Consider the following 13,972-nt stretch of genomic DNA (forward strand, 5'->3'; position numbering starts at 1 on the left):
CATTACTTTGACTGATAATTCCAAAACTTAGGCATAGTATAGCAGCAGATACTTACTCCTATAATACATAAAATACCGCCAGATATTAATGCAGCAGGTATCCCCAAAACTGCTGCAGCAAAGCCTGCGCGGGTATCACCCAATCTTGGGCCACTTAAATAACTAATCATTTCAATTCCAGACAGGCGACCTCTCAATTCTTGAGGAATAGTATGATTCCATAAGCTGCTTCTGAAAATACCGCTAATGGCATCAAATGCTCCCGCAAGAGCAAGAAAAAAGAGAGATAACCACAAAGAAGTGGTGAGTCCAAATCCAATAATGGCTGCTCCCCATAAAGCGGCAGCAATAGCAATGGCTTTTCCATCATGAGTAATTTTTGCGGTCCAGCCACTAACAAAAGAAATAATCAGCGACCCTATTGCTGGTGCAGCATAAAGCAGTCCTAATGTTTTAGCCCCTCCAAATTGTTGAGCGATAGCAGGCAACAATGCGTTTGGCATAGCAAAAACCATCGCAAAGAAATCAACGAAATAACTACCCATCAGTTCTTGTCTATTAAAAGCAAAGCCTATACCCTCTTTCAAAGAAACTATAATGGAGGGGTGTTCTTTGACTATAGGCTTGGGTATGGTGTGCATCAGGCTCAGATTGAGAAGTGAAATGATAAAGGTTAATAAATCAATGATATAGGTTATTACAATACCATATTGCGCAATAATCAGTCCGGCAGCAGCTGGTCCAATAATCATACAAAAACTGAATTTGAAACTGCCAAGCGCGCCTACTTTCTTATAATCCTCAGGTTTCACGATTTGTTGTATAACGCTGTCAAAAGCCGGTCTATGCAAACCAGTAATTGCAGACATTAGTGAGGCTATTATAAAGATTAAGCTCACACTTGGATTAGCCAATTTGGAGTTGAATGCCAGAAAAAGACAACCGACAGCAAGTAATAATTCACTAATGATCAGTAATCCGCGTCGGTTATATCGATCAGCAAAAACCCCACCAAGCAAAGCGGTAATCAGAAGAGGCAGCAGCTGTATTAAGCTGAGTAATCCCACCATCATTGTTGATTCAGTCAAATGATAAATTTGATAGGGCAGGGCTACACTGGTAATCATTGTGCCTATGAATGAAATAAATTGACCCAAATAAAGCAAGGTAAAGTCGCGGTTTTTTTTAAGAATGGATAAATCCAGCAAGTGACTCATATCAGCGATCTGTAAGTTATAATAGGGTGGAATTATAAAAATTCTGGGATATGGATTTTAAGCTCTTTTGAGGAAACAGTACAGAAATTAATAAAATCAGAGAATAAGTGCTGTTAAATCTAGGTGTGTTTGGTTAACCAATACAGAGCAATATCTATTCTCTTTGCTATCCATATATTTTGAAACTGTGAAATATAGATTAGAAACTCATTAAGAGCATGACAACGATCGGGTTTGCCGCTTAATCGCGGGTGCAAACCAATAGTCATGATAGACAGTCGATTTTCTTGATAAAGATAATCAAAAGTGTTTTTCAGGCGTTGATAGAAATCCTGCGCCGTGACAAACCCGGGAGAAATTGTGAAACGAAAATCATTACAGTCTAATGAATAAGGGATTACAAGATGCTTGTTAATGAAATAGGGGAGCTCATCGGCATAACTATCTGAATCATAAACGAAGCCACCAATTTGAATTAGCAGATCGCGGGTAAATGGGCTTCTTCGTCCAGTGTACCAGCCCAATGGTCTTTGTCCAGTGAGTTCCTGCAAGGCATCAATACAGCGAGAGATGTGTTTTTTTTCCGTTGCCTTACTTTCTTTCGAATAATCTATCCATCGCCATCCATGCCCAGCAACTTCATGATTATGACTTGCAAGGTAGCTGGAGAATTCAGGATTGAATATTAAGGCATAACCTGTTACGAAAAAAGTTAACGGGATGGAATGTTTATCAAAAAGACGGATTAAACGCCAAATTCCGACTCGACTTCCGTATTCATAAAAAGATTCGATACTATAACTCCTTTCTGCATCCCCTTTAGGACTGAAGGGAAAATCACTCCCATAAAATTCGGCCTTAGTGTCCCCGTTCAGTGGAGTTAACTCTGCTCCTTCTTCGTAATTAATAACAAAATTAATCGCGATTTTAGCCTTATTTGGCCAGGTTAAATTAATTTGTTCTGGCCCATATCCAGTAAGATCTCGGGTCATGGGGTTATCCTAATTCAAAAGTGGTGATTCCATAAATATTTTCTTTTTTCAGCAGAGGTTCTCCCTTTAAATACATACGTGCTGTAGCGAACACCTTTTCCATCTGATATTGACGGACCAGTTCAATTGCTAAAGGATTATTCTCTGGAATATCCAGGAATACCAGTTGTCCCTTAGCATATTGGACTAAATTAGTGAAAAGCTGACTTGCAATTGCGGGATTATCCGCAAATAATGGTCCAATTTTAAATCCTTTTTGACAGGTTCTGATAACACCATAACCATTAATTTGACCATCAATCAAATAAGCCAGAGCCAAGCTTTGCGGCTGATTTATCCAACATTTTAAAAATTGCGGACGAGGTGCTGGAAAATGTAATCGGTCATAGAGTGATAACTGCGAAAAGTCAATTTGATTCAATGGAACAATATGGGGGTCAGATGATACTGGTCTTATTATCTTATTAAGACAATATCTGGCGTTATTATGTGCTAATTGATAACCAATGCGAGCATATTTGTCCAGCATGTTAATCACACCATCAATGCCTGCATTCCTGTTTCCAATATAGGCTAATCTGGCTTTAGTTAATTCCAAGCCATAACCTTGATTCCTATAGGGTTTATCAACAATATAGAAACCGCAAAAAGCAAAAAATTCATCATAGATAACAGCAGAACCAATGGCTATCGTTTTTCCATTCAGTTTACCTGCAAAAAAACCATGAGGATCAGTTTGATAAAAGCATACCGTATCATGAATTCCTGGATTCCATCCTTCTCGGGCAGCCCAGGTGATAGCCAGATTCACTTCATCCTGATTCATGCTTTCTATAAGATAATCTTTTATCATAATGGTCCCTATATCCTTTAACAATAATTATAGTCAGAAGTAAGGGCTTTTTTCTTACTTAATCAGGCATTGTGATTTCAGTTCCCTTATCTTATTGGTGGCTTCTACTCCATGAATAGGTAATTTATCTGAATTGAGTAAGCCAATTTGTACAAGAACGGATGCCTGATCCCAATAAATATGTTCACTTATGATTTTTCTATTATGAAATCTGACAATTGCAATTTGAGGAATTTCTACCCGTTTTCCAGTAGGTTCAACGCCACTTAATATCCAATCCATCCTGATATTATGAGTAAATTTAATAATGAGTTCATCTACAATTTGATTTGTACCTACTGTTCTCGAAATCAATTCAACTTCAGTATCTTCAGGTTTTTGGGGTATAAAAAATTGGCTGTAAAATTTTCTTACTTCTTGTTTTCCAAATCCTCCTGCCATGGTCGGTATGTTATTGACATAAGGATTGTCTTCCATGGTTCGCATAGTATCTTCAACATTTTTAGTATCAAATTCATAATGTGTATGATTTTCCCATACTTGAACCATGTATTTTTGTTCTTCAGTCAGAGAATCGTCTATTATTTTGCTCATATTGTTTTAGTCCTTTAAAAAGGTATCTGTACTTCTTTAATTTAGACTAAAAAGACTATTTTTTCTGATTGGATGATCGTCGTCTTTATGATTTAGTCCTAATTATCTGGTAGTCTATAATGAGAAGATTAATGGAGGAAAAGCCAGGCAAAATGATGATCCCGCGTTTAACTTCCTCCACTGCAACATCCAAAAAAATCAGGTTATTTTTGCAGCAACTTGAAAAAATACCTGGGTTTCATGGTGAGATTGACGAAGCTTTAAGTAGCCGAATTGTTTTATCGACAGATAATAGTGTTTATCAAATTCTTCCTGAAGCCATCATTTTTCCTAAAACTGAAAATGATGTATCTCATATTTTTAAATTAGCCAGCAATGAACAATTTCGTGATTTAACTTTCACACCCAGGGGTGGCGGCACCGGGACTAATGGCCAATCATTAAATGCTGGAATAATTATCGATTGTTCTCGTTTCATGAATCATATTGTGGAGATAAATCCGGATGAAGACTGGGTTTTGGTCGAGCCTGGAGTAGTTCTTGATCAATTAAATGAATACCTGAAACCTTATAACAAATTCTTTGCGCCTTCTTTATCTCCGAGTAATCGCGCTACCATTGGAGGTATGGTCAATACAGATGCCAGCGGCAAAGGCTCAAGATTATATGGAAAAACCAGTCAACACGTACTTGCGTTGACAGCAGTATATCTTGGAGGAGAAGTCCATACCAGTGAAGAGATAGATATCAGTCTTCTTGATAATATGAAAAAATTACCAGGGCAGGTAGGGCAGTTTTATAAGCAATTGGATAAGACTGCCCAGGAACATCGAGGGGCGATTGACAGGCAATTACCTAAATTGCATCGGTTTGTCACTGGCTATAATTTGGCGAAAATTTATTCGGATGATGGAAAGCGATTCAATGCCAATTACATTCTGGCTGGTTCTGAAGGCACTTTAGCCTATGTCACTAAAATCAAATTAAAATTAACGAATATACCCAAATACAAATGTCTGTTTGTTGTTTTGTATCCTTCATTTAGCGACGCTCTTGAACATGCAAAGCATTTGGTGGCATTTGAGCCAGAAGCCATTGAAACAATGGATGGAACGATTTTAAATCTGGCCAAGACAGATATTATTTATCACTCTCTGAAATCTTTTCTGTGCTCTGGAAGCAACGCCCCAATCGATGCAATCAATTTAATTGAGTTTGTGGCAAACGATAAAAAAGTGTTATCACAACATGCGCAATTATTGAAGAACACTTTAAAAGGTACTGATTTTCACTTTATCACTAATCATGAGGATATTATCAATCTTTGGGAGCTTAGAAAACGCAGTGTAGGACTTTTAGGTAAAGTAAAGGGTGCAAGAAAGCCCATATCAGGGGTTGAAGATACTGTGGTTCCTCCTGAGTGTTTGGCTGACTACGTCAAGGAATTTCGTGCCTTACTTGATTCTCATGGGGTTAGTTACGGGATGTTTGGTCATATTGACGTAGGTTGTTTACACGTTCGCCCTGAATTTAATCTGATGGATGCGAAAGATAGGGAAATCTATTACGCAATAATAGAAAAAGTAGCGCAACTTGCCCATAAATACGGTGGTGTATTGTGGGGCGAACATGGTAAAGGATTTCGAAGTGAATTTGTGCCTATGTTTTTTGGAGAGGAACTCTACAATGAACTCAGGAAAATTAAATCCAGCTGTGATCCTTTCAATCAATTAAATCCTGGGAAAATTGCTATTCCTTTAAGTAGCCATGATTCACTTGCCAGCATCCGTTCAGAAAAGACCAGAGCGGCTGTGGATAATCAAATTAATTACCAGCACAGAGATTCTTATCAATTACCCTTAAACTGTAATGGAAATGGAGCTTGTTTTGATTATAAATTTCAGGATGTGATGTGTCCTTCTTACAAAATAACCAGGGATAGAATTCATTCTCCGAAAGGAAGAGCCAGTTTGGTTAGGGAATGGCTAAGACAATTAAGTGTCTTGAAAGGAGAGCGTGAATTATCATGGCCGTTGAAAAAGCAAATAAATACTTACAAAAAGAATCACGGTCAATATGATTTTTCCCATGACGTTTATACCGCATTAGAAGGATGCCTGGGATGTCAATCATGCCGTTCACAATGCCCATGTTCCTTCGTTTAAAGCAAAATTTTTGCAAACCTATCACATGCGCTATTCTCGCTCAATAAAAGATTATCTTATTGCTTACAGTGAACGCGTTGGTTATTTTCAAAGCCTGTTTCCAAAATTAACTAATTTCTGTCTCTCAAATAAATTAGTGAAGTATTTTTTGTATAAATACGCTGGGTTGGTTGATCTTCCCTTGTTTAGTAGTCCGAATCTTAAATCACTCTTAAAAGCAAATGATATTCCATGGCTGGATTTAAAGAATTTGCCTGCTCCAGAGAAAACTGTAATTTATATACAAGACTGGGTGACCAGTTTTTATGAGGCTGAACTTGTGATTAAAACATGTCAGTTAATAAAAAAACTGGGGTTCCATGTTTATGTATTACCCTGGTTTGAAAATGGTAAAACTCTGCATGCCAATGGAATGCTTGGCTCATTTACAAAAATTGCCAGAAAAAATGCTTTGATGCTTCAAAAGATATCAGATCATGGATTGACCATGGTAGGACTTGATCCTGCCATGGTATTAATCTATCGATATGAATATTCTGAATATTTGCACGAAAACTACAATAGTAAAATCCTGTTAATTCAAGAATGGCTCTCTGAAATACTTGCTATCGAAAAAATCAAGGAGTTACCAATAAAAACCGATGAAATACCTAATCAGTATCTGTTGTTAAGTCATTGTACAGAGCAAGCAAATTGCAGCGAAGCTTTAGTGCAGTGGCAGAAAGTCTTTGAATTTTTTGGATTGGCTCTAAGTGCTGAAAAAACAGGATGTTGTGGTATGGCTGGAGCCTATGGACATGAGGCAATCCATCAATCCAATTCCCATGGTTTGTTTGCTTTATCGTGGAAGAATTATTTTGAAGCGAGTACTGGTTTAGCCAATACTTTAGTAGATGGCTATTCATGTCGAGCACAAGTCAAACGATTAACCGGGTTAAATGCTTCTCATCCTGCTGAAATATTACTGAAATTATTTGAATAGGTACAAGCTGGAATTGATTATCTCAGCCAAATATTTATCGAATTACTTTCTCATGCGGGCTAATCCTACAGTATGCCGCAACTGTTATCAATTTCTGGTAGATGATGTAAGTTCTGATTTTAGTCGTTGATAATCTGATGCAAACAGGAATTGGCTTATATGAAATATCCCATAAGTAATAAATGGGGCTGCAAAGACATCAATACTATAATGAATATGGCCAACAAGCACCGTATAAGCGAAAAAAACTGCTGCAGCAAGGCAAATATAGCGTAATGTTGTCTTATTCCAAAAGATAAGCATCATTAAAAAAGGGCCTCCGACATGTCCGGAAAAAAATAAATCACCATCAAATAGAACAAGAGATGAAAAATCATCCGGAATGGTCAGTTGATTAGGAGGTGCTCCGAGATGGGTCATACTAATAAAGGCACAACGTATTAATATAAACAGAGCGGCACTTTTAGTGATAAAAGGAATGAACGCTGGATTTAACAGGGTATAAATAGTAAAAATTGCCCAAAAGATAATAGCTGCATTAACATGAAAAACAGTGACATTGCGAAGAGGTAAATTATCAAGAATTAAATCGTTTACGGGATTACCGGCCATAAGTGAAGCATATTTTCCTGCAAAATTCATAATGAGAAAGCTTATGAAAAGCAAAAAAAATCCACTGAGCAGACTTTTTATGAATACTTTTTCCTGACAAAGAACATGGTAGCGGTTTGCAACTGCCTTCATAAATTCACCATGGATTGATAGAGTTTTTCATATTGTTCGGTAGTTCGTTTGATATCATGTTCTTGAGATAATTTTCTGCTTTCTCTTCCCATTTGCTCACTGAGAGCCCGATTACCAAGAATCTTAACCATATAACAAGACAATGTCTCAATGTCATTAGGGTCAAAGAGATAACCATTTACTCCGTTTTTAACAAGTTCAGGCAAAGCCATTGCTTTTGCAGCCAAAAGCGGCAATCCGGAAGCAATCGCTTCCAAGGCAACAATACTTTGTAATTCAGCAGTTCCCGGGTTTACAAAACAATCTGCTAAACTATATATCAGCGGATATTCCACGTCTGACAGATATCCTGTAAAAGTGATATGCTCAGTGAGATTCAGTGTTTGCACCAGTTTTTTTAATGTTTGTAATTCTGCGCCACGACCGGTTAAAACAAAATGAGCATCAATAGATTGTCTTGCTTTATAAAATGCTTCTATTGCTGTTGATAAATTTTTTTCTTTATCCAAACGCCCAGCATACAACAGAATTGGCTTATCAGGGATTTTATAACGTTGTTTAATGAGATGGGCATTTTGTTTTGGTTGAAATTTTTGCAGATCCACTCCACAAGAAATAACATGAATTTCTTTTTGTAATTGCACTGCTTTAAGTAAGTTGGCTGCAGTGTGGGTAGGAGTAGTTACTATCTTTACATGATTTAGCATATCTACCACAATATTCCATGTAATACGATGAAACCATTTTTCAAAATACTTGGGAAGATGAGTATAATGAAAAAAATTTTCTGGCATAAAATGATTGGTAGCCATTAACGGAAGACCCTTTTTACGGCAGGCTCGATAGCAAATTCCACCTAAGAAAAACTTTCCCTGCAAATGGACAACATCGGGATTAAACTCTGTTATTGCTTTTAAAATACCCTTCTTGATGAAGAAAGGCCAGCACACACGAAAATTCTTGTAACCAAAGGCTGGCCATGATCGTGCGCCATACAGATTGACTCCTTCATAGCTTGTATAACCTTGTTTCAGGCTTCGAGAGGGGCATATCACAAGAACTTCATGCCCTTTGGCTTGTAAGGATTTTGCCAAGCGGTGAGTAAAATAAGCACCACCATTTAAATCGGGAGGGTAGCTGTCAAGCACAGTCAGGATTTTCATGCCTGTTTTTTAATAACGTAGAGAGTATGATAGATTATCATTTATATAAATATACGGCAATTATTTGCCAAACAACCCTTAAAAAGTTCTCTTTGATTATAATGAGCCTTATAGTACAATAATTGCTCCATCCTTTAACAAGTCAGTTCTATGCCGTCAGCAAAAATAATCGGAATGGGAAAATATTTGCCCGCAAACATAGTGTTTTCATCTGAGCTGGATAAAAAACTCAATCTCCCTGAAGGCAGTGTTCAGAAGAAGTCTGGATTAGTTTCCAGACATTTTGCCAGAGTCCATGAAACAACCTCCTATATGGCTAGCCAAGCTGCATTACACGCTGTGGAACAAGCAGGAATTACTTTAGCTGAAATTGATGCCATTATTGGGGCTTGTGGAGCGGGAGAGCAACCTATACCGTGTACGGCTGTTCTGGTTCAAAAACAATTAGGATTGGAAAATACAGGAATTGCCTGTTTTGATATTAACAGTACCTGTCTTAGTTTTCTTACCGCACTTGATGCTGCGTCTTATATGCTCTCAGGGGGAAGATTTAATCGTATACTGATTGTATCAAGTGATATCCCTTCATTTGGCCTGAATTGGAGTGACCTGGAAACCTGTACGATTTTTGGTGACGGTGCAGCTGCATGTGTTGTTGAAAGAAGCCATGACTCCAGTCGAATTCTTGGGGCTCATATGAAAACATACAGTTCTGGCGCTACCTTTTGCCAAGTTCAGGCTGGAGGTACATTCATGCCACCTGCAAGTGAATACAATAAGAAATATGGTTTGTTTGAAATGGATGGGAAGAGTGTATTCAAACTGGCTAGCCAAATGATTGGTCCTTTACAGGAGGAGCTATTTGCTAAAGCTGGCGTAACACTAAATGATGTTGATTGGGTTGTACCACATCAGGCCAGTTTGCTTGCCATGCATCATATACGAAAAAAACTTGGTATCCCTGGTGAAAAATTTGTTGATATTTATACTACCCATGGTAATCAAATGGCCGCTTCTCTGCCTTCCGCATTGTGTCATTTGATCCATAATCATGATTTACAACGCGGACAATTGGTTTATTTATTAGGTACTGGCGCTGGATTATCAGCTGCTGGAATGATACTGGAGTATTAGTATGATTTCAGTTGTAACCGGTGCTACAGGATGTTTGGGTATAAATCTCACAAGACGCTTGATTAACGAAGGCCATGAAGTCATTGCATTAGGACGCAATTTGCTGTTGGGGGAAATAATAAGTCAAATGGGAGCAACGTTTGTTCCACTCGATTTGAAGGATCTGAAGTCTTTATCCTTAATTAGCCAAAACGCGGATTTCATATTTCATTGCGCAGCTTTATCAAGCCCATGGGGAAAATATAAAGATTTTTACCAGGCTAATGTCATAGGGACTCAACATGTCGTTCAGGCAACTCCCTGTCAGGCTCGACTTGTTTATGTTTCCACTCCCAGTATTTATTTTGATTTTACCGAGAAGCACAATATTAAAGAAAATGCTCCTTTACCAGCAAAACCAGTCAATTATTATGTGCAAACCAAATTAATTGCTGAATCCATCGTAGATAAAGCTCAACTGGAACATGATCTGGATGTGATTACCTTACGACCCAGAGGAATTTTTGGACCATATGATCGTGCAATTTTCCCTCGTTTATTGAAAGCGGAGCGCCAAGGAGTGCTTCCAATTATCGGTTCAGGTAATCATTTGATTGATATTACTTTTGTAGAGAATGTAGTGGAAAGTATGATCCTGGCCGCTTTGGCAGATAAATGTTATGCAGGGAAAAAATACAATATCACCAATGATGAGCCAAGGACCTTTATTGATATTATTTCAATGATATTTTCTGCCCTTAATAAACCGTTAAAAACCAAAAGTATTCCTTATAATCAAGCAAGATTTGTTGCAAAGCTTCTCGAGTTTTTGCATCGGGTACTTTATCTCAAAACAGAACCAAAAATTACAGAGTATGGTGTCGGAGTGTTAACTTTTGGACAAACATTAAATATTGATGAGGCAAAAAAAGATTTAAAGTATAAGCCAATTTATAGTATTGATGAGGGTATAAAGAAATTTGCCGAATGGTATTGTTCATGAATATAGAGTATCAGTTATTCGAGGCCGGCTACTGCAAACATTGCGAACGTATGACTTTAAAAAATGGGAGTATCAGGCAGCGTGAATATCCAGCTTTCTGTGCTCTTATAAAACATCCAAATCATGGCTATATTTTGTTTGATACAGGATATTCTGATCGTTTTACCAGCCTAACCCAAAAATTTCCAGCTTCATTATATCGCCGTTTAACACCGATGACACTTGTAAAGTCTCTAAAAGAACAACTGTTAGAAACTCATATAAAACCAGAAGACATCAATTATATTGTGATTTCGCATTTTCATGCTGATCATATTGGAGGATTACGTGATTTTCCTGATGCTCAGTTTATATGTCATTCTGAAGCGATAGACGATATTCAACATAAAAAGGGGTTGAAAGCGTTATTGAATGGCTTTTTACCTGGACTGCTACCTGAAGATTTCTCTGAGCGTCTATTACCACTTCAAAAGACAATCCAGCTTGGTGAGCATCTTTTGCCTTTTTCTGATGGTTTTGATGTATTCGGTGACAACTCATTGATTGCTATTCCTTTACCAGGACACGCTAAAGGTCAAATCGGCTTATATTTTAAAGCGCCTGGTGACACGTTCCTGGTTGCAGACAGCTGCTGGCATCAGGAAACCTTTAAAGAACTGATTTATCCGAGTGCATTGACCTATTTGATTCATCATGACAAGCATGCTTATTTAAGGACAATTCAAAAATTGCATGAGCTGTATCATAGAAACAAGGCTATTGATATTATTCCTTCACACTGCCAGCAATTGCGCTCAAGAATAGGAAATTCATCATGTTAGCGCGTATTTTATTTCACTATTTCAATACGCTTTATCTTAACAGGACTATTACTACCCCGGAAAAACTAAAGATTCATCAAGAAAAACAATTTAAAAAACTTATAAAAAATTGTTTGCGTCAATCCGCATTCTATAGAAATTATCTGAACTCTCCTTTCGAACAGTGGCCAATTGTTAATAAAAAAATCATGATGGAACACTTTGATGACATTAATACAGTAAATATCGAAAAGCATGAGGCATTAGAGATTGCTTTGCGGGCTGAAAATACGCGCGATTTTTCCCCAATGATAAATAATATTGCTGTTGGTTTATCTTCAGGGACATCAGGTAATAGAGGCTTGTTTTTAGTAAGTGAACGGGAACGCGATGCCTGGGCAGGAATAATCCTTGCCAAAGCTATGCCGAACGGCTTGCACTCGCAAGAACGAATCGCCTTTTTTCTAAGAGCAAATAACCAGTTGTATACCACTTTAAATAAAAGCAGAACAATACAATTCCATTTTTTTGATCTTTTGGCCGATTTTGATGCTCATATCCAGAGATTAAATGCCATTCAACCTACGATTATTTCAGCTCCGGCCAGTGTGCTTTTAATGCTTGCTTGTCATCAAGATATTTTAAAAATTACACCAAAAAAAATATTTTCTGTGGCAGAAGTACTGGAACCAAAGGAAGAAGAGATTTTAACCAAAGCATTTGGTTGTACTGTATCGCAAATTTATCAATGTACAGAAGGTTTTCTGGCTATTAGTGAACGTAAAACCAATCGTTTATTAATGAATGAAGAGTTTCTTATTATTGAAAAGGAATGGTTGGATGAGGAGCGGTTCGTACCAATTATTACCGATTTGTATAGATATACTCAGCCAATTGTTCGTTACCGTCTTGATGATGTTTTGGTGACTGAAAGATCGAATGGTGTATTTACTGAGTTAAAGAATATTGAAGGCCGTTTAGGTGATGTTTGTTATGGGAAAAGAGGGCAAGAAATAGTTCCCATTTTTGCAGATGTTATTCGACAGCATATGATTAGCAGTGGTGTAAGTTTTGAAGATTATTTAATTTGCCAGCAGACATTAACCCAATTTACAATTCAGATATCACCCGAAATAAGCAATAAAAATCAATTCATTGAACATTTGAATCAACTTTTTATCTATAAAAATTGCGAATTACCCCAATGGAACTGGGAGCTCTACGATAAAAGTCAACCTGGTGTGAAACGCAGAAGGGTCCGCTCACTATACTGCCCTAAAACAGAATGAGCGGGTACAAAGAACTGGTTTGCTCTGCACAACACAAGCCAGGAGCTTAAAATAATATTTGCGTCTTTATAAAGACAGGCTCTTAATTTAGTCGTTAAGCATTTTTTACTGTGAATGCAAATGGCGCGTAGAGCACTTTCCCATCAATTTGCACCTGGGCAAACATTTTAATGAAACCTGCTTTATTAGGCTCAATATGGAACTGTAATTGAGGTCCTCCACGTTCAGTGCTATTTGCAGGCTCTTTGCCCATGGGGTGGACATGGATAACGGTTTTAAAATCTTCATTAAAGCCGACAATGTGTGCATAGGCTCCCATAATTGGTTCTAGTGTACGGACTGGATGCCCTTTAGAATCAGTCACATCGATTTCACCCATCGCAGGTTTACCTGCTAGTAGAGGCATTTTATTGAAAGTTAATTTGAATTGATATCCATTCACTGTACTCTCTAATACTGTTCGATGATGTATAGGATTCATTGTTCTTGTTACTGTCCGGGGAGATGTTAGATCAGCAGTGGCATACTCCTGTTTATTGGTATTGGTTGGTAATAGATCAGCCCATGCCCGATAGGTGGCATTCTTGAAATTGGGTTGCCATTCAAATTGATAAATCCCTGGAGTAGCAGTTTCTGCGGGATGGACATGAGTATAGTCAATAAGATGATTATCAATGATCAGTAAATGAAATTTTTTTGTATGTATCTCAGTAAGATCATTGAAAGTAATTGGTTTATTCGATTTTATATCAGTGAGTTTGACAAATACCAGTTTTTTATCCTTTTTATCAATTATCTTCTGGACTTCCAATTGTATTGTGGGTGTATTCTCCAATTTAGAAGAAGATGCTGAAAGATCTTTCGCCGTGTGATGGTGGGAATTATCGGCATAGAGCAAATGATGATAGGTGTTCATGAATAAAAAGCCAATTAGCGTGATGAGAATTTTTTTCACAATACAATGATCTCCGTAATTTTTATTGCCAAGCTAAATTTTTCTTCTGTCAACGATGAATTATAATTGAAAGTAGCTGATTCTTACAGGGTAAAAAATGCA

The 13,972-nt window shown here is 37.5% G+C and carries 13 protein-coding genes; 6 read left to right on the forward strand and 7 right to left on the reverse strand.

Annotated elements, in window-relative coordinates:
* Positions 1-2: 2 nt before the first annotated feature.
* From CC34_RS0100405 to CC34_RS01000000116050, 4 genes are all read right to left on the reverse strand, one after another.
* The gene (locus CC34_RS0100405) at positions 3-1,217 is read right to left on the reverse strand and encodes an MFS transporter (protein WP_028379051.1); all 1,215 of its coding nucleotides are present in this window, start codon (positions 1,215-1,217) and stop codon (positions 3-5) included.
* Positions 1,218-1,336: 119 nt separating this feature from the next.
* Positions 1,337-2,209 (reverse strand): polysaccharide deacetylase family protein, encoded by an 873-nt coding sequence (locus CC34_RS0100410; protein WP_027227131.1) that lies wholly within the window; start codon positions 2,207-2,209, stop codon positions 1,337-1,339.
* A gap of 4 nt (positions 2,210-2,213) precedes the next feature.
* Positions 2,214-3,062, reverse strand: coding sequence for a GNAT family N-acetyltransferase (locus CC34_RS0100415; RefSeq protein ID WP_028379052.1), 849 nt, complete (start codon positions 3,060-3,062; stop codon positions 2,214-2,216).
* Positions 3,063-3,116: 54 nt separating this feature from the next.
* Entirely contained in the window at positions 3,117-3,656 is a 540-nt protein-coding gene (locus CC34_RS01000000116050; protein WP_050598179.1) for an ester cyclase, read from the reverse strand.
* A gap of 119 nt (positions 3,657-3,775) precedes the next feature.
* Between CC34_RS01000000116050 and CC34_RS01000000116055 the strand changes: the two genes are divergently transcribed.
* Positions 3,776-5,821: an FAD-binding and (Fe-S)-binding domain-containing protein gene (locus CC34_RS01000000116055; protein WP_231957842.1), complete on the forward strand. Its 2,046-nt coding sequence runs from the start codon at positions 3,776-3,778 to the stop codon at positions 5,819-5,821.
* Between the two features lie 10 nt (positions 5,822-5,831).
* Positions 5,832-6,803 carry a (Fe-S)-binding protein gene (locus CC34_RS1000000117270; protein ID WP_231957843.1) on the forward strand — a complete coding sequence of 324 codons (972 nt, stop codon included), beginning with the start codon at positions 5,832-5,834 and terminating at the stop codon, positions 6,801-6,803.
* 87 nt (positions 6,804-6,890) lie between these two features.
* Here CC34_RS1000000117270 and CC34_RS0100430 read toward each other — a convergent pair whose 3' ends face one another.
* Together CC34_RS0100430 and CC34_RS0100435 are read right to left on the reverse strand one after the other, a co-directional pair.
* Positions 6,891-7,547, reverse strand: a complete 657-nt coding sequence (locus tag CC34_RS0100430) for a phosphatase PAP2-related protein (protein WP_027227128.1) — start codon at positions 7,545-7,547, stop codon at positions 6,891-6,893.
* Positions 7,544-8,710: a glycosyltransferase family 4 protein gene (locus tag CC34_RS0100435; protein ID WP_027227127.1), complete on the reverse strand. Its 1,167-nt coding sequence runs from the start codon at positions 8,708-8,710 to the stop codon at positions 7,544-7,546. Before CC34_RS0100435 ends, CC34_RS0100430 begins: the two co-directional genes overlap by 4 nt.
* A 150-nt stretch (positions 8,711-8,860) precedes the next feature.
* Here CC34_RS0100435 and CC34_RS0100440 point away from each other — a divergent pair, with 150 nt between their 5' ends.
* The 4 genes from CC34_RS0100440 to CC34_RS0100455 are packed head-to-tail and all read left to right on the forward strand — an operon-like array spanning position 8,861 to position 12,915.
* The gene (locus tag CC34_RS0100440) at positions 8,861-9,844 is read left to right on the forward strand and encodes a beta-ketoacyl-ACP synthase III (RefSeq protein WP_027227126.1); all 984 of its coding nucleotides are present in this window, start codon (positions 8,861-8,863) and stop codon (positions 9,842-9,844) included.
* A 1-nt stretch (position 9,845) separates the two neighbouring features.
* Positions 9,846-10,826, forward strand: a complete 981-nt coding sequence (locus tag CC34_RS0100445; RefSeq protein WP_027227125.1) for an NAD-dependent epimerase/dehydratase family protein — start codon at positions 9,846-9,848, stop codon at positions 10,824-10,826.
* Positions 10,811-11,647 (forward strand): MBL fold metallo-hydrolase, encoded by an 837-nt coding sequence (locus CC34_RS0100450; protein WP_027227124.1) that lies wholly within the window; start codon positions 10,811-10,813, stop codon positions 11,645-11,647. Before CC34_RS0100445 ends, CC34_RS0100450 begins: the two co-directional genes overlap by 16 nt.
* The gene (locus CC34_RS0100455; RefSeq protein ID WP_028379053.1) at positions 11,641-12,915 is read left to right on the forward strand and encodes a F390 synthetase-related protein; all 1,275 of its coding nucleotides are present in this window, start codon (positions 11,641-11,643) and stop codon (positions 12,913-12,915) included. Before CC34_RS0100450 ends, CC34_RS0100455 begins: the two co-directional genes overlap by 7 nt.
* Positions 12,916-13,009: 94 nt before the next feature.
* Here the strand turns inward: CC34_RS0100455 and CC34_RS0100460 are convergent, their stop codons facing one another.
* Complete coding sequence (locus tag CC34_RS0100460; protein ID WP_027227122.1) at positions 13,010-13,870, reverse strand: DUF8832 domain-containing protein; 861 nt, start codon at positions 13,868-13,870, stop codon at positions 13,010-13,012.
* Between the last annotated feature and the right edge of the window lie 102 nt (positions 13,871-13,972).

The organism is Legionella pneumophila subsp. fraseri (assembly GCF_000586315.1).
Classification (GTDB): Bacteria; Pseudomonadota; Gammaproteobacteria; order Legionellales; family Legionellaceae; genus Legionella; species Legionella pneumophila_B.